The sequence below is a fragment of the Alistipes sp. CAG:29 genome (assembly GCF_000435435.1).
Classification (GTDB): Bacteria; Bacteroidota; Bacteroidia; order Bacteroidales; family Rikenellaceae; genus Alistipes; species Alistipes onderdonkii.
In genome coordinates this window covers 113,989-134,928 of record NZ_FR893507.1, presented here as the reverse complement: position 1 = coordinate 134,928, position 20,940 = coordinate 113,989, and the positions used below count along the sequence as shown (strand labels likewise).

Below are 20,940 nucleotides of genomic sequence, written 5' to 3'. Positions count from 1 at the left end.
ACCGGCTGGCCGCCTCTGCCGGGTCGGAGGATATCCGCCGCATCGCCCTGCTTGCCGACATCGACGTCTGGCTGGGCCGCGGGCAGCTGGGGCTTGCCGAAGAACTTTTCCGCAGGATAGATACGGCCGGCATGTCCTCTGCGGAGTATGCCGCATGGCATTCGCGCTACTCCTCGATCGCCGCCCGGCGTGCGGCCGAAGCCGAGGACGGAGCCGTGCGGTCGGCATGGCGCGATACGGTGGTGCGAGTCAGGCACATATCCGTGCCCGGGCAGTCGGAGTGGACGCAGGCGCGGATCGCCGCTGCCGCTCTGCGCGACAGCGGCCGCTTCGCTGAGGCCGTACAGTTGCTCGAGCCCTATACGGCCCGGAACCCCGACTACCAGGAGCTGGCGCTTCTCTATTACGGCCTCGCAGGCATCGCGCGGGCGTGGGGCGACGACGACCTGCGGCTTTATTACCTGGCCGAATCGTCCGTCGCCGACCTGCGTGCCGGTACCCGTTCCTATGCCTCGCTGTACGACCTTGCGCTGCTACTGTTCGACCGCAAGGATTACGACCGTGCGGCAGCCTATATGGGCAGCGCGTCCGATGACGCCATGCACTGCCGGTCGATGGTGCGCATACCGGTCTCCTCTTCCGCGGCCGTCAAGATCAGCGAGGCCATCTCCTCGAACATCGCCCAAAGGCAGGCCATGATGACCACGACGATCTGGTTGGCCGGTGTCTTCCTGGTCGTCCTCATCGGTATCCTCTGGTGCGTGCTGTGGCAGCACCGCCGCCTGCGCGGCAACCACCGGCAGCTGATCGACATGAGCGCCCAGTTACAGGCGAAGAACGACGAGATGCAGGCCAAGAACGACCATATCCGCGAGATCAACGGCGCGCTGGTCGACTCCAACCGGATCAAAGACCGTTACGTCTGCCACTATATCGACCTTTCCGTCCATTACATCAAGCAGATCGACACTTTCCGCCGCGAGGTCTGCCGCGTCGCCCGCAACAAGGGCGTTGACGAACTGGTGCGCTGGCTGAACACCTCGCAGGCCGTCAGCGGCGAATATGCGAAGTTCTACCAGTCGTTCGATTCCTCGTTCCTCGACATCTTCCCGCAGTTCATCGAACAGGTCAATGCCCTCCTGCAGCCCGAGTCGCATTTTGCGCCCCGCGCCGACGCATCGCTGACCACCGAGCTGCGGATTCTGGCGGCCATCCGGCTCGGGATTACCGACAGCGGACACATCGCTTCGCTGCTCAACTGTGCCTCGGCGACGGTCTATACCTACCGCACCAAACTCCGCAATGCGGCGCTGGATCGGGACAATTTCGAGCAGCAGGTGTCGCGGATCGGTCTCTGACCGTTCGGGAAGTCTATATAATCCGGGGTGTGGATTCGGTTTCTAACACTATGATTTGTAGTGCTATATAGATCGAAAAACCTCTATATAGTTCTATACGTGCACTGGAATAATCATAAATAATAGGTATTTTTGTCCTAATCCCGGCGACGGAACCATTTAACCAATCATAATTATGCTAACTAAAACTTATTTTCGCAGAAAGCTCGCGCAGGCGTGCGGGCTGGGACTCGTGCTGTTCGCTGCCGTTGCATGCGCGCCGCAGCAGAATGTGCTGACCAAAGAGGAGGTTGCCGACGGCTGGCAACTGTTGTTCGACGGCAAGACGCTCGACCAGTGGAAGGACTACAACGGCGAAGAGCTGACCATGCCGTGGCATGTCGTCGACGGCTGCATCCAGGCCAAGGGCGACGGCAGCGACCTGGCAGGCTACATCGTTACGAAGAAACAGTACGAAAACTTCATCCTCGACTGGGACTGGAAACTCTCCCACGGAGGGAACAGCGGTATGATCTACCACGTGGTCGAAGACCCCTATTTCAAGGTACCCTACGTAACCGGCCCCGAATACCAGCTGATCGACAACGAGGGCTGGGAAGAAGTCAATGCCCCCAACAAACTCGAAGAGTGGCAGAAACTGGGCGTGGACTACGCCATGCACCTGCCCGATCCCGATTCGCTGTTCGTCAACCCGCAGGGCGAGTGGAACTCGTCGCGCATCGTCTTCGACAACGGACATGTCGAGCACTGGCTCAACGGCCACAAGATCCTCGAATTCGAAGCCTGGACGGACGACTGGTTCGCCCGCAAGCACAGCGGCAAATGGGAGACCGCACCCGAATACGGCCTTGCGCGCCGCGGTGTGATCTGCCTGCAGGATCACGGTTCGCCCGCTTCGTTCCGCAACCTGAAGATCAAGGAGCTGCCCCGCAAGGCCGGCCGCGAGGTCGAGCTGTTCAACGGCAAAGACCTGACGGGCTGGGAGGCCTACGGCACGGAGAAGTGGTATGTCGACAAGGACGGCAACATGGTTTGCGAGAGCGGCCCCGACAAGGAGTACGGCTACCTCGCCACGCGCGAATATTATAACGATTTCGACCTGACGCTCGAATTCAAGCAGCTGGCCAACGGTAACTCGGGCGTCTTTTTCCGCTCGTTCGTCGAGCCTCCCGTGAAAGTCCACGGCTGGCAGTGCGAAGTGGCCCCCAAGGGCTTCGATACGGCCGGTATCTACGAGTCCTACGGCCGCGGCTGGCTGGTTCAGATCCCCGATGAGAAGGAGGACATCCTGCGGGAGGGCGAATGGAATACGCTGCGCCTGAAAGTCCAGGGCGACCGCGTGCAGACGTGGCTCAACGGCGAAGAGATGGTCGACATCACCGACGCCAGGATCGGCGCCGCACAGGGGCGCATCGCCCTGCAGATCCACGACGGCGGCGGGATCAAGGTGCTCTGGCGCAATTTCCGTCTGACAACCTTATAATTACCACTAACCTGAACACGATATGAGTACCCGCAGGAATTTTCTGAAAACACTGAGCGGCATGGCGCTGCTGACGGTCGTCCCGCGCCATGTGCTCGGCGGCCCGAAACACGTGGCGCCGAGCGACCAGCTCACCAAAGGCATCATCGGCGTCGGCGGCATCGGCAAGAGCAGCTACCATTTCACCAGCACCAAGGAGTGCCGTCTGGTGGCGGTCTGCGACGTCGACAGCAAGCATCTCCAAAGCGCGCTCGACCTGGGCAAAAAGCGTTTCAACGAGACGTTGCAGTCCTATCGCGATTTCCGCCGCCTGATCGCCGACCCCAATGTCGACATCGTCCATATCGCCACGCCCCCGCACTGGCACGGCATCATGGCCGTCGAGGCCGCGAAGGCCGGCAAGGACATCTGGTGCGAGAAACCGATGACCCGCACCATCGGCGAGGGCAAGCGCGTCGTGGAGGCCGTCAAGCGCAACAACCGCATCTTCCGCCTCAATACGTGGTTCCGTTTCACGGATACCTTCTACGGCCTGGGCACCACCGTCGAGCCGCTCAAGAAGCTGATCGACAGCGGCCTGCTGGGATGGCCGCTCAAGGTGACCATCTCGGGCACCACCGGCTTCACCTGGAAATTCTTCTGGGTGGGCAAGGAGAACCTCGTCCCGCAGAGGGTTCCGTCGAATCTCGACTACGACATGTGGCTCGGCCCGGCCCCCTACAAGCCTTACAACGAACACCGTGTGCACCAGACTTTCCGCGGTTACTGGGATTACGACGGCGGCGGCCTGACGGACATGGGGCAACACTACATGGATCCCGTGCAGTACCTGCTGGGCAAGGACGAAACTTCGCCCGTGAAGGTCGAGGTCGACGCCCCCGAGCAGCACCCCGACGCCGTGGGTATCTGGCGTAAGATCGTCTATACCTACGACGACGGCTGCCAGATCGTCCTCGAAGGCGAAGGCTTCGAAAGCGGCGGCGACACGCCTTATATCGAAGGCCCGCTGGGCAAGGTCTATAAAGGGTTCCGCTGCACGATCCCCGACATCATGGAGAAACTGGCCGAGATGCCCGACCCTGCGCCGCAGAACACCGACTTTTTGGAATGCGTCCGCACGCGGAGCAAGTTTGCGCTCGATGAGCAGAAGGGACACCGCAGCTCGACGCTCGTGAACCTGGGTGCCTGCGCCCTGCGTTTGAACCGCACGTTGCATTTCGACCCCGACAAACAACTCTTCATCGGCGACGATGCCGCCAACCGACTGATCGACCAGCCGATGCGCGGCCCGTGGCATATTTAAGCACCAGTTACCATGAAAAAGATAATCATACGACTTTTTATACTGGGAGCATTGGCCGCCCTGCTGCCCGCAGGAGCCGCCGCCCAGCAACCGGATGCCCGCCAGCGCACGACGGAAACCATCGTCGCCGACGGACTCGCACAGCTTCCCGCAGCCGATGCCAAGGTTTTCAACCAGGTGATGGGCGAACTGGCCGCCACCGGAAGCAAGGGTGTCGAGATGATCGCCGCCATGCTCGTCCCTGCCGACAAGGGCAAGAACGCCACGTTCGAATACGCCCTTAACGGCGTGGTGGCCTATGTGACCGACCCGGCGCACGAAGCGCTTCGTGACGATGTCCGCAAGGGCCTGCTGGCAGCTATCGACCGTTGCGGCGACGACGCCAACCGGGCTTTCCTTTTCTCGCAGCTGCAATTCTGTTCGACGGCCGCCGATGCCGCCGCCATGGCCCGTTATCTGGACGACCCCTACCTGGCCGGCTATGCCCTCCGGGCGCTGGTCTCGACCCCGGGTACGGAAGCACTGCTGCTCGCCGAGGCCGGCAAGGACGACCTTACCGCCGCCCGCAAACAGGCGCTCGCTTACGCTTTCGCTGAAAAGCGGCTTGCCGCTGCCGAACCGTTTCTCCTGACATGGCTCGAAGGTGCCGATGCGCAGACTGCGGAGCAGATCTATAACGCATTGGCCGCCTGCGGTTCGCAGGCCTCGGTCAAGCCGCTGGCCGCTGCCGCTGCCAAGACCGGCTGCGCATGGAACGATGCCGGCGCTGCGGACGCTTACCTGCGCCTGCTCGCAAGGCTTGCCGCCGCAGGCGACGCCCGGGCCGTAAAGGCCGCCAGGGGATTGCTCAAATGCGACCTCCAGTACATCCGCGGCGGTGCGCTCGCGATTCTGGTCGATGCCCTCGGTGTGCAGAAGGCGATGCCCTATGTGCTCAAAGCCCTCGAGGAGGGCCCTGCGGAGTACCGCTTCGCCGCCCTGCAATCGCTCGGCAAAGGCGACGACAAACTTTTCGCACAGGTTGCAGCCGGCATGCCGCGCTACGATGCCGCTGCGCAGGCCGCCGTTATCGGATGGCTCGGGGAGTGCGGCGCCGTGTCGCAGGCCGATGTGATTACGGCCGCCGTAGCGTCGCCCGACGACCGCGTGGCCGAGGCCGCAATTGCCGCCTCGGGCCGTATCGGCGGCGAAAAGGCGCTACGGGCATTGGCCGGGGCGCTCGAAGGCCCCCATGCCGGTGCCGCGATGAAAGCCCTCCTTGCATTCAACGGACAGATCAACCCCGAAGTGGAACGGCTGCTTGCGAAGGATGATGCCGGGGTACTTGTTCCCGCGCTCAAACTGGCTGCCGCACGCCGCATGTCCGCAGCCGCAGACCGGGTGTTCGCATTGCTCGGCTCCTCCGACGCGGAGGTTCGTGCCGCCGCTTACGGGGCGCTTCCCTTCGTCGCCCAGCCGCAGCACATGGATCGGCTCTCCGCATTGCTCGACGCTTCCGATGAGGCCCACACGGCCGCGATCCAGTCGGCGCTGATCCGCACCTCGGGGCAACTCCCTGCCGACAGGCGGTACAGCGCCGTCGCAGGTTATATGAAGGCCTCGGAAACCCCTGCGCGTTACTATCCCGTGCTGGCGCAGAGCGGCACGCAGGAGGCTGTCGCCAGCCTGCTCGACGGGTTCCGCTCCGGGAACCGCGACGCGGCTTTCGCCGCCCTGCTGACGGTCGAAAATCCTGCCATGACCGATATCCTTTACGGGATCGCTGCCGAAAATCCGATGCTCACCGACCGCGCCCTGATGCGCTATGCCGACCTGGCTTCGCAGGCCGCCGTGACCCCGATCCGCCGCTACCAGCTTTACAGACAGGCTCTCGCTCTCAGGCCTTCGGCCGCCGTGCAGGCCAAATTGCTCGGCTACCTTTCGGGCGTATACGCCCTCCCGGCACTGATGCTGGCCGCCGAATACCTCGACGATGCGCAGACTGCCGCCCCGGCCGCCGCGGCCGTGAAGACCATCGTTGCCAAGTGCAACCCGATGCCCGGCGGCGAGGCTGTCCGCAAGGCCTTGGAGCGGGCGCATGAGGTCTATAAGGAACTCGCCAAATCCGACGCCGACGCCGGGTATGCCGTGGATGAGCTCACGGGACTGCTCGGTAAGATTCCGGCGGACGGATTCGCCGTGCTGCCGGCCGACGGGCTCGCGGGATGGACGGCCGTGGCCGTGAATCCTGCCGAGGCGAAGAGGCTGCCTGCCCGTCAGGTGGCGAAGCTCCGCAAAGCCGCCGGCGAGGCGGTGGCTGCCAACTGGGGCGCTGCGGACGGCCTGCTCGAATTTGCCGCCGAGACTCCCGCGACGATCGGGACTGAAAAGGAATACGAGAATTTCGAACTCTGGATCGAATGGCGTTCCGAGGGCGAGGCCGGCATGGCCGTGCGCTCGATGCCGCTGATCCGCCTGGGCGGTGCCGCCGGGACGGGGCTCGCGGACGGCAAGGCCGCCCGAACCGTTGCCGACAACGCTCCGGGGACGTGGAATACGCTCTATGTTAAGGTCGTGGACGATCGCATCACGCTGGTGGAGAATGGCGTGAAAGTTGCCGAAAATGCCGTGATGACGAACCTCTGCGCGCCCGGCGAGCCGGTTTATGCACAAGGCCGTATCGAACTGGCCGGACAGGGTGCTCTTGTGGCCTTCCGGAACCTCTGGATCAACGAATTGCCGTCGACACCCGTTTTCTCCCTCCCGGCCGACGAGGCTGCCGCGGGCTACGAGGTGCTCTTCGACGGGCGTTCGCTCTACAAGTGGACGGGCAATACGACCAATTATGTGCCGCTGGACGGTACGATCGACGTGACGGCCACCTACGGCGGTTCGGGGAACCTTTACACCGTCGGGGAATACGGCGATTTCATCCTGCGCTTCGAGTTCCGGTTCCTCACCGAGGGCGTCAACAACGGCATCGGTATCCGTACGCCGATGGGTGTCGATGCCGCGTTCCACGGGATGGAGATCCAGATTCTCGACCACGACGCCCCGATCTACAAGGACATCAGCGATTACCAGCAGCACGGTTCTGTTTACGGCGTCATCGCGGCCGACCGCGTGAAGTTCGGCGAGCTGGGTGAGTGGAATACCGAGGAGATCCGTGCCGTGGGCGACCGCATTACGGTCACGGTCAACGGTCGGGTGATCCTCGACGGCAATATCCGCGAAGCCTGCCGGGGGCATAATGTTTCCGAGGACGGTTCGAAGGTCAATCCCTATACGGTCGACCACCGCAACCACCCGGGGCTTTTCAATAAGTCGGGCCATATCGGCCTGCTGGGCCATGGTGCCGGCATCCAGTTCCGCAACCTGCGTGTGCTGACCGCGTTCCGCACGCTGCGTGTGCGGGATCGGGGCGCGGGCCGCAAATAACAACCGCCGGGGCCGCCTCCCGTCCGGATCTCTTTCCGGACGGGCGACCCCCGGGGGACGGCGCGGGAACGCTCCGCACCCGATCCCGAAACTTGTAACCTGTCGGGCGTGCCGCGCCGCAGCGGATCCGCCGCGGACGGAGATTGAGCCCCGGCCGTGCGAATTGCGGCGCCGCCCGATATAACCTTTTGGAGGATTCCGATGAAAAACGAACCGACCGTTTCCCGCCCCGTGCGGATTGTGGTGATAGGAGCCGGGAACCGGGCCAATAAGTACCTCGAATATGCCCGCCGGTATCCCGACCGGCTGCAGCCCGTCGCCGTCGTCGATGTAAACGACCTGCGCCGCCATGCCTTCGCGCGGGATTTCGGACTGCCTGCCTGCAGGAGCTATGCGCATTACGACGACTTCTTCGCCGATGGCGTCGAAGCCGACATGGTGCTGATCTCGACCCCCGAGAACGTCCATTTCGACCCGGCGGTCAAGGCCATCGACGCGGGATACCACATCCTGCTCGAAAAGCCGATCGCCCAGCACCTCGAAGAGTGCCGCGAAATCGCCCGCCGTGCCCGCGAACGGGGCGTGATGGTCGGTGTGTGCCATGTGTTGCGCTACCATCCCTATTTTGCCAAAATCCGCGAGATCGTCGCCTCGGGCGAGCTGGGGCAGGTCGTCTCGGTCAACCATACCGCCTCTGTCGGTCTCGACCGTGCCACGCACAGCTACGTGCGCGGAATTTTCCGCCGCGAGCGGGAGTCGAATCCGATCCTGCTGGCCAAATGCTGCCACGACATCGACTTCCTGCTGTGGCTCACCGGCGCGCATTGCCGCAGCCTGTCGTCCTTCGGCTCGCTGCGCTGGTTCCGTGCGGAGAATGCCCCCGCGGGTGCGGGCCGCCGCTGCCTCGACTGCGCGATAGAGTCCGCCTGTCCTTTTTCGGCACGCGACCTCTATTATGTCCGCCGCGACTGGGTGGCGAACTTCGATGTCCCCGAAGGCAAGACCCTCGATGAGACCATCCTCGAGGAGCTTCGCACCGGGATGTACGGCCGTTGCGTCTACCACTGCGACAACGATGTGGTCGACCACCAGCTGCTTGCGATGGAGATGGAGGGCGAGGTGACCGTGAGCCTTTCGATGGAGATGTTCACGGCCGACGATTTCCGCAAGACGCACGTCCGCCTGACGGGCGGCGAGATCGATGGCGACGAGAGGACGCTGCGCGTGCGCAGGTTCCGCGGCGGCGACGAGCGGACTTACGATTTCTCGGATATCGTGGGGCAGCCGTTCCATGCCGGTGCCGACCTGCACCTGATCGGGGATTTCATCCGGGCGCTTCGCGATCCGGGCTATCCGTTCCTGACGACCATCGAGGATTCGATCGAAAGCCACCGTATCTGCTACGACGCCGAGCGCAGCAGACGCACGGGGACGACGATCCGCGTGGACGGGACGAAATAACGCACTACGGAAAAAGGCCGGATTATCCGGCCTTTTTTTCATTTTTAGCACCGTCTTTGCTACCTTTGCCGGAAACGGCCTCCCATGGAAATCCTCTATCGATGGATCGACGGCATCAACGACGTGCTGTGGTCATACCTGCTGGTCGCACTCCTGCTGGGGTGCGCCGTCTGGTTCACGTTGCGTACGCGCGGCGTGCAGTTTCGTATGCTGGGTGAGATGGTGCGCGTGCTGGGCGAGTCGGCCGGAAGCGGCCCCCGGGGCGAGAAGCATGTCTCGTCGTTCCAGGCATTCGCCGTGTCGCTGGCCAGCCGCGTCGGCACGGGGAATCTGGCGGGTGTCGCCACGGCGATCGCCGTCGGCGGGCCGGGCGCCGTGTTCTGGATGTGGGTCATCGCCCTGCTGGGTGCGTCGAGTGCCTTCGTCGAATCGACCCTCGCCCAACTCTACAAACGCAAGGGGCGGGACTCCTATATCGGCGGCCCGGCCTACTACATGGAACGCGGACTGGGCAAACGCTGGATGGGCGTCCTCTTCGCCGTGCTGATCTCCGTGACATTCGGTTTCGCCTTCAACTCGGTGCAGAGCAACACGATCTGCGCGGCCTGGGAGGGTGCTTTCGGCTTCGCCCACCATTGGGTCGGCGCCGGCCTGACGCTGCTCACGCTGCTGGTCATCTTCGGAGGCATCCACCGTATCGCCCGGGTGAGCGGGGTGGTCGTCCCGGTCATGGCACTGGGGTATATCGTCCTTGCGCTGGGCGTCGTGCTCTTCAATTTCCGGCGGTTGCCCGAGGTCGTGGAGCTGATCGTCGCCAATGCCTTCGGTTGGGAGCAGGCGATGGGCGGCGGTGCCGGCGCAGCGCTCATGCAGGGCATCAGGCGCGGCCTGTTCAGCAACGAGGCAGGCATGGGCTCGGCGCCGAACGTAGCCGCAACGGCCCATGTGTCGCATCCGGTCAAGCAGGGGCTGATCCAAACCCTCGGGGTCTTTACCGATACGCTCGTGATCTGCACCTGTACGGCCTTCATCATCCTCTTCGGCGGAGTCCCCGACGCCTCGCTGTCGGGCATACGGCTTACGCAAGCGGCGCTGGTCGGTGAAATCGGCCCTGCGGGCAGTGTCTTCGTCGCTGTGGCGATCTTCCTCTTCGCTTTCAGCAGCATTATCGGGAATTACTACTACGGCGAGGCCAATATCCGGTTCATCACCCGCCGCCCCTGGGTACTGACCCTTTACCGGGTGCTGGTCGGTGTGATGGTGCTGTTCGGGGCGCTCGCCACGCTCGACCTGGCCTGGAGCCTGGCCGACATCACGATGGCCTTCATGACCCTCATCAACCTCGTGGCGATCGTCCTGCTCGGGCGCCAGGCGTTCCTGTTGCTGGCCGACTACGTGGGCCAGCGGCGCCGCGGCATCAAAAACCCGGTCTATACCCGCGACCGTATTCCCTCGCTTGAAGACAAGGCGGAGTGCTGGTAGCACCCCGCCCCGTATACCTTGCTGCGGAAACGATCTATTGCACGAACCGCCGTGTCACGCGGAATCGCTGCATGGCCGCCACCACGAGGTAACTGGCGGCGAAGGCGAGGCATGCGATCAGCAGGATGCGCAGGAGCGTCGGCAGAGCCGGAATCCGGGCGACGAGGTCATAGCCGGCCTGCACGAGGATGAAGTGGCAGAGGTAGATGCCGAACGTCGCGCCTGCCAGCCGCGAGAGCCATGCGCGGGGCTTGAAGTCCAGCTTGCGCACGATCACGAAGACCGGGTAGGTCATCATGAAGACGTTGATGCCCGCGAAATACCATACGATCTCAAGGTACGCGTAGTTGCCCGGGAAGTGGTTTTGCAGGGCGACGTATCCGAAGGCCGTGATCAGGTAGCCCGCAATGAACATCGGGATACAGACGGCCAGTGTCCGGCGCCAGTCCCATGCGGGCGGGAATTTCACCAGGTAGTATGCCAGCACGAGGTAACCCGCGAAGCCCGAGACGTAGTAGAACGTCCCGAATTCGTTCCAGTCGCAGACGCCGTAGAGCCCCATGTTCCCGAAATTCCCCGTGTAGCCCAGCATCGGCGCGAACATCTTGGCGTAGGGCAGCAGCAGGGTCACGCCCCATACGCCGAGCAACGTTTTGAGTTCGCTGCGCGAGGCCCTTTCGAGCCATGCGCTGATCACGGGCATGATCAAATACAGCCCTGCGAGCATGTAGAGGTACCACAACGGCGTAGTGTCGAACGTGAAATTGAATACGAATGTCCAGAGTTTGTGCAGCGTGGCGCCCCAGGTGAAATTTTCGGGGTCGATCGCCGGGCTCTGGCTTGCGGTGACGTAATTGAGGTAGACGTAATAAAGCAGCGGCAGCACGACCGACCAAAAAACGAGTGCCGCGAGAATACGTCCGATGCGCTTGCGGTAGAAGCCGGCGAGGCCGGTTTTCACCGGGAGCAGCAACACGCCCGTCATCATGACGAACAGCGGCACGCAGCAGCGCACGAAACTGCCCGAAAAGGCTCCGGTGAGGAATGCGGCGCGGTCGTTGTCGAACTGGCCGACAAAGGGGTCGCAGCAGTGCGAAAAGACCACCAGGAAGCAGGCGGTCACGCGCAACAGGTCTACCCAGCCGATGCGTTCGCGGGCCGGGGCGTTCGGGTTGGGAAGTCGGGTCTCCATCTGTTTGTCGGGGTTAATCGGATTTTTGCGAAGATACGAAAAAAAGCGCGCCGCCACGATTTTTTTCGCAGCGGTGCGCCGTTTTTTGTGCCGGGACGTGCGGTTTTTTATGCCCTGCCGTCCTGTTCGGGCCGGAATACACCGTCTCGCCCGCCATTGCGTCCTTGTTCGGGCATTCGGTTTTTGCCTCCCGGCTCTTTCGTCAGAGCTCTTGCCTGCCGCCGCTTGCGCTTCAGCCATTACGTCCCGGCCCTTGCCTTCCGGCCCTTTCGTCCCGGCTCTTACCCCGCCCTTGCGTCGGAGCCCTTGTCTCCCGGCTGTCCTTGCGCCGGGACGCACGGTTCGCCGCGCCCGGTGCCGCCTGCCGGTCAGTTCACGACGACCGTCGGGAAATATTCGCGGAAAAGCGCCGCGGCACGTTCCGACTGTTCCGGGGTGTTCTCCTGTACGCCTGCGAGCCTGTACTCTTTGCCCATTGCTTCGTATTTGTGAACGCCGAGCGTGTGGTAGGGCAGTATCTCTACCCGCTCTACCTGTTTGTAGCCGCCCAGCCGTTCGCCCAGCGCGCGGATGTCGGCCTCGGCGTCGCTGTAACCCGGCACCAGTACGTAGCGCAGCCAGAACGGCTTGCCGTGTTCCTCGAGCCATGCCGCCGTGCGCAGCGTCTGCGCGTTGTCGCGTCCCGTGAGCGTGCGGTGGCGCTCCGGGTCGGCCTGCTTGACGTCGAGCAGCACCAGGTCGACCAGCCCCAGCAGCTCCTCGACCGCCGGGTTCCAGACGCCGCCGTTCGAGTCGAGGCAGACGTGGATGCCCGCCCCGTGCAGCTGCCGCACGAGCGGCACCAGCGCCGTGGCCTGGAACGTCGGCTCGCCGCCCGAGAAGGTCCCCCCGCCGCGCCGTCCGAAGAACGGTTTCTGGTCTGTGGCCATGCGCAGGATCTCTTCCGCAGGCGTGGGCTTTCCCCCGCAGGCGTCGATCGTATCGGGGTTGGCACAGTAGAGGCAGCGGAAATTGCAGCCTTGCAGGAAAACGACGAGCCGGAGTCCCGGCCCGTCGAAAGTTCCCATCGATTCGTAGGAATGTATTCGAAGCATAATCTGAATATTGTCGCCCTGCTCGCGGTTGGTCGGCGTAATCTGCGGCCTGCAGGCCGCAATTTATAAATCCGACCCCACTCCGCACCCCTCCCTTGAGAGGGGCTTGTGTCCGCCTGCGGCGGAAATCCGGCGTGGTGTGGCGCGGCAGTGGCGGCTGAAAATTTACATCCTCTCGTGGAAGCTGCGGCTGATGACCTCCAACTGGTGTTCGCGGCTCAGCTTGGTGAAGTTCACGGCATAGCCCGATACGCGGATCGTCAGCTGCGGATAGTTCTCGGGATGCTCCATGGCGTCTTCGAGCATCGCAGGGTTCAGCACGTTGACGTTCAGGTGGTGTGCGCCCTTCGTAAAGTAACCGTCGAGCATCGTCACCAGGTTCTCGATCCGCTCCTCTTCGGTCGGGCCCAGCGATTTGGGGACGATCGAGAAGGTATTCGAGATGCCGTCCTGCGAGTCGCGGTAACGGAGTTTGGCCACCGAGGCGAGCGAGGCGATGGCACCGCTCTTGTCGCGTCCGTGCATCGGGTTGGCACCCGGTGCGAAGGCCACGCCCTTGGCACGTCCGTCGGGCGTCGCGCCGGTTTTCTTGCCGTACATCACGTTCGAGGTGATGGTCAGCAGCGAAAGCGTCGGGCGGGCGTTCTTGTAGACGGGCAGTTTCTTGAGCTCCTCGCTGAAGAAGTACACGAGGTCTACGCCCAGGTGGTCTACGCGGTCGTCGTTGTTGCCGAAGCAGGGGAATTCGCCCTGGATGTCGAAGCCTTCGCTGAGCCCCTCGGCGTTGCGGCGGGTGGTCACCTTGGCATATTTGATGGCCGAGAGCGAGTCGAGGGCGATCGAAAGCCCCGCCACGCCGTAGGCGAGGTTGATGCGCGGGTCGGTGTCTACGAACGCCATCTGTGCCTTCTCGTAGTAGTACTTGTCGTGCATGTAATGGATGATGTTCATCGCCTCGTTGTAGACGCGGGCGATTTCGGTCAGCACCATCTTGTAGTTGCGCATCACCTCCTCGAAGCGCAGCGGGCCCTCCGAGAGCGCCGGGATGCCCTTGACCATCAGCGTGCCGGTGTTCTCGCAGCGGCCGCCGTTGATGGCCAGCAGCAGCGCCTTGGCCAGGTTGCAGCGCGCGCCGAAGAACTGGATCTGGCGGCCGATGTCCTGGTACGATACGCAGCAGGCGATGCCGTAGTCGTCCGAATGGCGCACTTCGCGCATCAGCTCGTCGTTCTCGTACTGGATCGAGCTGGTGTCGGCCGAAACCTTGGCGCAGAAATCCTTGAATCCCTGCGGCAGGTCGGGGCTCCACAGGATCGTGAGGTTGGGCTCGGGCGACGGGCCGAGGTTGTAGAGCGTCTGCAGGAAACGGAACGAGGTCTTGGTCACCTTCGTGCGGCCGTCGTTGAAGCGTCCGCCGATGGCTTCGGTCACCCACGTCGGGTCGCCGGCGAAGATGTCGTTGTAGGACTGCATCCTCAGGTGGCGTACCATGCGCAGCTTGATGACGAACTGGTCGATGAGCTCCTGTGCGAACACCTCGTCGATGTTGCCGTGCGCCAGGTCGTATTCGATGAAGATGTCGAGGAACGACGACACGTTGCCCAGCGACATCGCGGCGCCGTCCTGTTCCTTCACGGCTGCGAGGTAAGCCATGTAAACCCACTGCACGGCCTCCTGTGCCGAATGCGCCGGGCGGCTCAGGTCGAGCCCGTAGTATTCGCCCATCGTGCGGATCTCCTTCAGCGCCTTGATCTGCTCGGCGACCTCTTCGCGCAGGCGGATGCGGGCGTCGGTCATCGGGCCGGTCAGGTTGCGCAAGTCCTGCTGCTTGGCTTCGATCAGGCGGTCGGTGCCGTAGAGCGCCAGGCGGCGGTAGTCGCCGATGATGCGGCCGCGGGCGTAGTTGTCGGGTAGGCCCGTCAGGAAGCCCAGCGAACGGAACGAGCGTATCTCCTCGGTGTAGACGTCGAACACGCCGTCGTTATGCGTCTTGCGGTAATGGGTGAAAATATCCCTGACCTTCTCGTCCACGTCCACGCCGTTCTCCTTGCAGGCGCGCGATACGACGTTGATGCCGCCGAAGGGCTTGATGGCCCGCTTGAGCAGCTCGTCGGTCTGCAAGCCCACGATCAGCTCCTGTTCCCTGTCGATATAACCCGCCTTGTGCGAGGTAATGGTCGAGACGGTGGCGTTGTCCAGCGAGCGGACGCCGTTGTTGGCGCGCTCCTCTTCGAGTGCCTTGAGACAGAGGTTCCAGATGTGCTTGGTACGTTCGGTCGGGCCCTGCAGGAAAGACGCGTCGCCCAGGTAGGGGGTGATGTTCGTCTGCACGAAACTCGTGACGTTGATCTCCTTGCTCCAAAGCCCGTCGATAAAGGTTTTGTTCAATTCCATAGAATGTTATTCAAAATGAGATTAAAATTGTCGTATTTGGGAGCCACAAAGGTATGTTATTTTTATCACAATACCGAACCCTGCGGAGTATTTTCTTAAAAAAACTTAAAAAATACCTGACAATGGGGAGCTTCCGCCCGCGGGCTTGCACGGGGCGGGATTATTGCGTAGTTTTGCGGGAGTAAAATATCCCCGTTATGGAAGAGCTGACACTTACCACCCCGGCGCTGCTGTTCTCCGCCGTTTCGCTGATCCTGCTGGCCTATACCAACCGGTTTCTTTCCTATGCCCAGTTGGTTCGCACGCTCAAGGAACAACACCTGCAACACCCCTCGAAAGTCACCCGTGCGCAGATCGACAACCTGCGCCGCCGCCTGCACCTCACGCGTACGATGCAGATCCTGGGTGTCACGAGCCTGTTCCTGTGCGTGGTGACGATGTTCCTTCTCTACGTCGGCCTGATCCTCCTTTCCGCCTATGTCTTCGGTGCGGCGCTGTTGCTGCTGATCGGGTCGCTCGGCGTGTCGATTTGGGAAATCCAGATTTCGGTGCGGGCGCTGGAGATCCACCTGCACGACATGGAGAAGTAATTCGCCGGTCTTGTCCGGTCGCGCGCCGGCCTCCCTTTCCACAGGGAGATGCCGGGCTATGACTGCGGCGGTTCCGCTTCCCATGCCATAACGCTGAAAAAACGAAGATGCCGCGACATCCCGTCACTGCATCTCCCACTAACCTACTTATGTAACCTAAAACCAACTTGGAAACCTTCTTCCGGTTCCCGCGTTGCAAAGATACGGGGCCGTCGTTACGGGGGAATGACGGCCCCGTTACGTTCCGGCGACAAATGCCGCCCTGTCCGGGAAAATCCTCCGGCGGGGCCGATTGCCGGCCGCTTTTTGCGGGTGCCGCTTTTGCCGGGCGGCCTGTCGTATTCCGGCTGAGTTTGTCGGGGCGTTCAAAAAACCCTCCTTTGAAAAGGAGGGTTCGGGTGATGTCCGTATAGGAGCCCCGTGCTATTTTTTGTGCTCCAAAAAATAATGCTGCGATTTGAGCAGGTTGCGGGCCTGCAGGATCATCGTTTTGGTTTCGTTGAGGATCGTCAGGTAGAGGACGCTGGCGCGTGTGCTCACCGTCTCGTCGCCGTTGATGCGGCGCAGCTGGCTCTTGATGGCCTCGACGATCGTGTCGAAGAGTTTGTCGCGCATCTCCAGCACCATGTCCAGGTCGGAGAAATCCTTGGTGCGCAGCATGTCGTTGATCTTGTCGAAGATCGCTTCCACCTGGTCGTTCACGCGCATCAGGTCTACGATCTGCTCCTTCGTGAGCCCCTCGTGGTTGTTGTTGATGTGTTCGTATGCCGGGCGTGTTATGTGGATCAGCGCCTTGGTCACCTCCGAGAGGTAATCCACCACCTGTACGTAGAAATGTCCCGTGTCGATGTCGCACTGTTGCAGGCGCCGCAGCGTAGGCATGATGCCGTACTTGCGGTCGCGCGCCTCTTCGAAGAGCTTGTCCGACGACTGTACCATCTCCTTGAGCACCTTGCGGTTCTCCTTGAATACCGCCACCAGCGTACGGTTGTAGATGCGCGTCACGTGCTCCATCGTCGTGCAGACCTCGCCGATGCAGACGCAGAGCACCTCGTCCGGGGTCTCGGCCCTGACGACGGGCGATTCCTTGGTTTCGGCGGCCTTGATCTGCTCGACGTTGCGGTGGCTGCGAACCAGCAGCCATGCGCAGAGTGCGACGAGCACCGTCACGGCGATCCAGCCGCCCCACAGCAGGAGCAGTGTCACGCCGAAGGCGATCAGGAATCCGCCGAGCGCCGTGATGAACCAGCCCGAGATGACGGCCATCACGCCCGTAATGCGGTATACGGCGCTCTCGCGTCCCCAGGTGCGGTCGGCCAGCGACGAACCCATGGCCACCATGAATACCACATAGGTCGTCGACAGCGGCAGCTGGTACGAAGTGCCGATGGCGATCAGGATCGATGCGGCCGTGAGGTTCACGACGGCGCGGATCATGTCGTACGGTGCCGACGAACGCTCCTCTGCGGGCAGCGGCTCGAACCTCCGGTCGATGGCCTTCTGCATGCGGACGGGGATCAGCCCCGTCCACATCGTGTTGAGTACCAGTGTGGCACGTACCAGGCTGCGCGAAATGAACGTCGAGCCGAAGCGCTCTTCACCCTCGTGCTGCGAGGCGAGCGACAGCTCGGTCTCGGTGACATGCTGCGATTTCTTCGAGAAGAACAGTGTCAGCACCATCACCAGCCCCGATGCCAGCAGCAGCAGGAAATTGGCGCGTGCCGGTTCGGCCAGTTCGCCCATCATGATCGACTCGCTGCCGGCTTCGCGGGCGATCTGCCATGCGTCATAGCTGGCCAGCGGCACACCGATGAAGTTCACCAGGTCGTTCCCCGCGAATGCCAGCGCCAGCGCGAAGGTGCCCGAAAGGATCGTGATGCGCATGATGTTGAGCCGCATGCGCTGGAGGAGCCACAGCACCACCGACGATGCGGCCCAGAATGCCAGCAGCGTTACCAGCACGTGTTCCCCGACGTAGTCCGCCACCGACGTGGGGATCAGCCCCGAGCTTTTCAGTCCCTTGAACAGGGCGAAATAGAGGATGCCCGCCAGCGAGATGCCGCACCATACGGCTCCCCAGCGGCGGAACACCGGTGCGAAGCGGAACGAGAAGATCAGCCGCGAGACGTACATGAACAGCGACCCGGCGGCGAATGCCAGCGCCACGGAGAGCAGGATGGCCGCGATGATGGCCATGGCCTTGCCCGTGTTGATGTATTGCGAAAGGTCGGCTATGGAAGCCCCGGCGTCGCCCCAAATATGGAACAGCGCCGCCGCGACCCCGGCGCCCAGCAACCCGAAGACCATCGACACGGTGGTCGACGTCGGCAGCCCGAGCGTGTTGTAGAGGTCTAACAGCAGGATGTTGCCGAGCATCATGCCCAGGAAGAGCATCATGATCTCCTGGAAGGAGAATTGCCCGGGGTAGAATACGCCGCTTCGGGCGACCTCCATCATGCCGCTCGACGTGAGCGTCCCGACGAGGATGCCTGCGGCCGCGATCCAAAGTATGACGCGCCGCGGGGCGACTTTCGACCCCAGGGCCGAGTTGAGGAAATTGACCGCGTCGTTGGCCACGCCCACGACGATGCCCATCACGGCCAGCAGGCCCATGATGATTACGATACAAGTGAATAGGGGACTCATGGTTTGTTTTGTTTCTGGATTTTTCCGCCGTAAAGGTCTGAAACAAATATTACAAAAACGTTACAGTCCGGTTGCGCCCTTATGAATGTTTGCGCAGGGTGAAGACGAATTCCAGTCCGCCGCGTTCGCCGTTGCGTACGGTGATCGTCCCGCCGTGGATCACGACGGCGTTTTTGACGATCGAAAGCCCGAGTCCCGTGCCGCCCAGCTTGCGCGAGCGCCCCTTGTCGATACGGTAGAACCGCTCGAAGAGGTGCGGGAGGTGTTCTTCGTCGACGCCGATGCCGTTGTCGGCGAAAAGTATCGTGCATGCCTCTGCCGTGTCCGAAAGCAGGCGGATGAAGATGTCGCGCCCGCCCGAGTAGGCCGCGGCGTTGTCCGCCAGGTTGCGGAAGACGGAACTCAGCAGCGAGGGGTTGCCCTCGACCTCGACCGGGCCTCGGAAATCGCAGTTCACGCGCAGCCGCTGCCCCTCGGGGCGCAGCTCCATGTCGGCCCTGACCTCGTCGATCAGGTCGTTCAGCACCACGGGTTCCTTGCCGATGAGCTCCCTGCCCTCGTCCATGCGCGTGATGGTCGAGACGTCGGAGAGCAGGTGCCGCAGCCGTTCGACCTGCGCACAGCTCTTTTCGAGGAACGCCGTGCGTTTCTCCGCCGTCAGGCAGGGGTTGGCCAGCAGCGTTTCCAGATAACCCTGAATCGCGGCCACGGGGGTCTTCAGCTCGTGGTTGATGTTGTTGGTGAGCTGTTTCTTGATACGGATCTTCTCCTGCTCCTCGTGCAGCGCCAGGGCATGTTCCCGGTCGCGGTCGGCCGTCGTGCGTTGCAGGCGGGCGTAGAGGCGGATGATGTGGTTCGAGATGTCGCCCAGCTCGTCGTGGGGGAAGGTCTCCCGCTCGTCGATCCGCTCGCCCCGCTCGGCGCGCTCGGCAAATTCGTTCAGGCGTGTGATGTTGTGCCCCAGGCGGCGGGTCGTGAAGTAAGCCGCAATGCTCATCAGCAGCGTGACGCCCAGCATGAACCACAGGAATTCCCAGTCGGCCGCGAGTACTTCGCGCAGCGAAACGGAGTAGGGAACGGCCGAGCGGACGATGATCCCGTCGCCCTTCATGGCCGAATAGAAATAGTATCGGTCGGTGCTTTCCGAGTGGCGGTGGATGGTGTAACCGGTGTCATGGGCGAGCGCCTCGGTGACTTCGGGGCGCCCGAGGTGGTTGGCTGCGGGCAGCGAGTCGGCCGAGTTGTCGAACAGGACGCCCCCGTCGTCGTCGATGACCGTTACGCGCAGGTCGCCATAAGGAAGGGGATGATCGGCGAGGAATGCCCCGGGTGCGGTGCCCTCGCCGAGCGCGTCGAGCAGCCGCAGGTTGAAGAGTTGCAGCCGGGCATCGAGCCGCTCGGCCTTGAAACGCTTTTCGCGGCTGTACTGGAAGGTGACGAAGCAGGCCACCAGCGCCCACGAAAAGGCGAGCAGCAGCAGGAACAGCCGCCTGTGGTAGGAAAACCTACTCCTCAAAACCGTAGCCATAGCCCAGGCGTGTTACGATGTGTTCCCCATAAGGGCCGATCTTGCGGCGCAGGCGCGTGATGTTCACGTCGATGGTGCGGTCGAGCACGATTACCTCGTCGCTCCACACCTGCCGCAGGATCTCTTCGCGCGAGAAGATCTTGCCGCGCGAGGAGAGCAGCAGCGCCAGGATTTCAAACTCTTTTTTGGTCAGCGCCAGCGGCTCCCCGTCGATCGTGCAGACCTTGCGCGTGAGATCCATCCGCAGCCCTTCGAACGCCACGGCCTTCTCTTCTGCGGCCGGCTGTGCCGTGCGGCGCAGCACGCTGCGTACGCGTGCGAGCACCTCGCGGATGGAAAAGGGCTTGGCGATGTAGTCGTCGGCCCCGATGTTGAGTCCTGCCACCGTGTCGTCCTCGGTGTCCCTGGCCGTGCAGAAAATGATCGGCACACCGGCAGTCTCGGGGCGCGACTTGAGCTGCCGCGCCATCTTGAATCCGCTCGTTTCGCCCATCATGACGTCGAGCAGGATCAGCGAATAACGTTCGGGGTGCATGTCGAGTGCCTGTTCGGCGCTGTAAGCCACGTCAACCTCATAGCCCTCGACCTCGAGGTTGAACTGCAGAATCTCACACAGCGATTCTTCGTCGTCGACTACCAGGATTTTGTACTTTGTCATAACTGTTACGGATTGGAATCCGGCTCAAAAGTACGTAACAAACCGCTTTTTGCACCTCCCGTGCCGCATATTTAACCGAAATGTAACAGACTCTCACTCACCCAGCACGGCCATCTGCTGCCGGATCGACTCCTCGTGGATGGCCTGCAGGACGGAACGCATGAATTCCCGGTCCATACCCATCCGGACGGCCTGATCCGCCCGCCGGGTCAGCAGTTCCCCGTAGCGCTGCGCCTGCAACACGGGCATGTTGTGCTCTTTCTTGTACTGCCCGATATCGCGCGAGACGCGCATACGCCGCGAGAGCAGTTCGAGCAGTTCGTCGTCCAGCTTG

The 20,940-nt window shown here is 62.4% G+C and carries 14 protein-coding genes; 7 read left to right on the top strand and 7 right to left on the bottom strand.

Translation table 11 applies throughout. From position 1 onward, the window contains the following. The 6 genes from QVP03_RS13405 to QVP03_RS13380 all read left to right on the top strand — a co-directional run. Positions 1-1,358 (top strand): DUF6377 domain-containing protein (locus QVP03_RS13405; RefSeq protein WP_288210833.1); only part of this gene is annotated, 1,358 nt, incomplete at its 5' end. A 175-nt stretch (positions 1,359-1,533) separates the two neighbouring features. After that, positions 1,534-2,841 (top strand): 3-keto-disaccharide hydrolase, encoded by a 1,308-nt coding sequence (locus QVP03_RS13400; RefSeq protein ID WP_022333895.1) that lies wholly within the window; start codon positions 1,534-1,536, stop codon positions 2,839-2,841. A gap of 22 nt (positions 2,842-2,863) precedes the next feature. Further along, positions 2,864-4,144: a Gfo/Idh/MocA family oxidoreductase gene (locus tag QVP03_RS13395; protein WP_032135443.1), complete on the top strand. Its 1,281-nt coding sequence runs from the start codon at positions 2,864-2,866 to the stop codon at positions 4,142-4,144. Between the two features lie 12 nt (positions 4,145-4,156). Beyond that, entirely contained in the window at positions 4,157-7,561 is a 3,405-nt protein-coding gene (locus tag QVP03_RS13390) for a DUF1080 domain-containing protein (RefSeq protein WP_022333893.1), read from the top strand. A 201-nt stretch (positions 7,562-7,762) separates the two neighbouring features. Then, positions 7,763-9,022 carry a Gfo/Idh/MocA family protein gene (locus QVP03_RS13385; protein ID WP_022333892.1) on the top strand — a complete coding sequence of 420 codons (1,260 nt, stop codon included), beginning with the start codon at positions 7,763-7,765 and terminating at the stop codon, positions 9,020-9,022. An 84-nt stretch (positions 9,023-9,106) separates the two neighbouring features. Next, on the top strand, positions 9,107-10,504 hold the full coding sequence (locus QVP03_RS13380) for an alanine/glycine:cation symporter family protein (RefSeq protein ID WP_022333891.1): 1,398 nt from the start codon (positions 9,107-9,109) through the stop codon (positions 10,502-10,504). 34 nt (positions 10,505-10,538) lie between these two features. Here the strand turns inward: QVP03_RS13380 and QVP03_RS13375 are convergent, their stop codons facing one another. The 3 genes from QVP03_RS13375 to pflB all read right to left on the bottom strand — a co-directional run bounded on the left by QVP03_RS13375 (position 10,539) and on the right by pflB (position 15,184). Beyond that, positions 10,539-11,696 carry an acyltransferase gene (locus QVP03_RS13375; RefSeq protein ID WP_022333890.1) on the bottom strand — a complete coding sequence of 386 codons (1,158 nt, stop codon included), beginning with the start codon at positions 11,694-11,696 and terminating at the stop codon, positions 10,539-10,541. Between the two features lie 368 nt (positions 11,697-12,064). After that, entirely contained in the window at positions 12,065-12,790 is a 726-nt protein-coding gene (pflA, locus tag QVP03_RS13370) for a pyruvate formate-lyase-activating protein (protein ID WP_288210832.1), read from the bottom strand. Positions 12,791-12,955: 165 nt separating this feature from the next. Then, on the bottom strand, positions 12,956-15,184 hold the full coding sequence (gene pflB / locus QVP03_RS13365) for a formate C-acetyltransferase (RefSeq protein WP_022333888.1): 2,229 nt from the start codon (positions 15,182-15,184) through the stop codon (positions 12,956-12,958). A 197-nt stretch (positions 15,185-15,381) separates the two neighbouring features. Between pflB and QVP03_RS13360 the strand changes: the two genes are divergently transcribed. Then, positions 15,382-15,774: a DUF2721 domain-containing protein gene (locus QVP03_RS13360; RefSeq protein ID WP_022333887.1), complete on the top strand. Its 393-nt coding sequence runs from the start codon at positions 15,382-15,384 to the stop codon at positions 15,772-15,774. Positions 15,775-16,197: 423 nt separating this feature from the next. Here QVP03_RS13360 and QVP03_RS13355 read toward each other — a convergent pair whose 3' ends face one another. From QVP03_RS13355 to QVP03_RS13340, 4 genes are all read right to left on the bottom strand, one after another. Beyond that, positions 16,198-18,420: an inorganic phosphate transporter gene (locus QVP03_RS13355; protein WP_022333886.1), complete on the bottom strand. Its 2,223-nt coding sequence runs from the start codon at positions 18,418-18,420 to the stop codon at positions 16,198-16,200. A gap of 79 nt (positions 18,421-18,499) precedes the next feature. Next, complete coding sequence (locus QVP03_RS13350; RefSeq protein WP_022333885.1) at positions 18,500-19,948, bottom strand: sensor histidine kinase; 1,449 nt, start codon at positions 19,946-19,948, stop codon at positions 18,500-18,502. Continuing rightward, positions 19,926-20,606, bottom strand: coding sequence for a response regulator transcription factor (locus QVP03_RS13345; protein WP_018696193.1), 681 nt, complete (start codon positions 20,604-20,606; stop codon positions 19,926-19,928). The genes QVP03_RS13350 and QVP03_RS13345 overlap by 23 nt, the downstream gene beginning before the upstream one ends. Before the next feature lie 93 nt (positions 20,607-20,699). Continuing rightward, a partial coding sequence (locus QVP03_RS13340; RefSeq protein ID WP_288210831.1) for a chorismate mutase occupies positions 20,700-20,940 on the bottom strand: 241 nt, incomplete at its 5' end.

Excerpts from the sequence above, each read along its gene's own strand:
- QVP03_RS13375 (WP_022333890.1), bottom strand. The coding sequence starts at position 11,696 with ATGGAGACCCGACTTCCCAACCCGAACGCCCCGGCCCGCGAACGCATC.
- QVP03_RS13380 (WP_022333891.1), top strand. The coding sequence starts at position 9,107 with ATGGAAATCCTCTATCGATGGATCGACGGCATCAACGACGTGCTGTGG.
- QVP03_RS13360 (WP_022333887.1), top strand. The coding sequence starts at position 15,382 with ATGGAAGAGCTGACACTTACCACCCCGGCGCTGCTGTTCTCCGCCGTT.
- QVP03_RS13400 (WP_022333895.1), top strand. The coding sequence starts at position 1,534 with ATGCTAACTAAAACTTATTTTCGCAGAAAGCTCGCGCAGGCGTGCGGG.
- pflB (WP_022333888.1), bottom strand. The coding sequence starts at position 15,184 with ATGGAATTGAACAAAACCTTTATCGACGGGCTTTGGAGCAAGGAGATC.
- QVP03_RS13355 (WP_022333886.1), bottom strand. The coding sequence starts at position 18,420 with ATGAGTCCCCTATTCACTTGTATCGTAATCATCATGGGCCTGCTGGCC.
- QVP03_RS13385 (WP_022333892.1), top strand. The coding sequence starts at position 7,763 with ATGAAAAACGAACCGACCGTTTCCCGCCCCGTGCGGATTGTGGTGATA.
- QVP03_RS13345 (WP_018696193.1), bottom strand. The coding sequence starts at position 20,606 with ATGACAAAGTACAAAATCCTGGTAGTCGACGACGAAGAATCGCTGTGT.
- QVP03_RS13390 (WP_022333893.1), top strand. The coding sequence starts at position 4,157 with ATGAAAAAGATAATCATACGACTTTTTATACTGGGAGCATTGGCCGCC.
- QVP03_RS13395 (WP_032135443.1), top strand. The coding sequence starts at position 2,864 with ATGAGTACCCGCAGGAATTTTCTGAAAACACTGAGCGGCATGGCGCTG.
- QVP03_RS13350 (WP_022333885.1), bottom strand. The coding sequence starts at position 19,948 with ATGGCTACGGTTTTGAGGAGTAGGTTTTCCTACCACAGGCGGCTGTTC.
- pflA (WP_288210832.1), bottom strand. The coding sequence starts at position 12,790 with ATGCTTCGAATACATTCCTACGAATCGATGGGAACTTTCGACGGGCCG.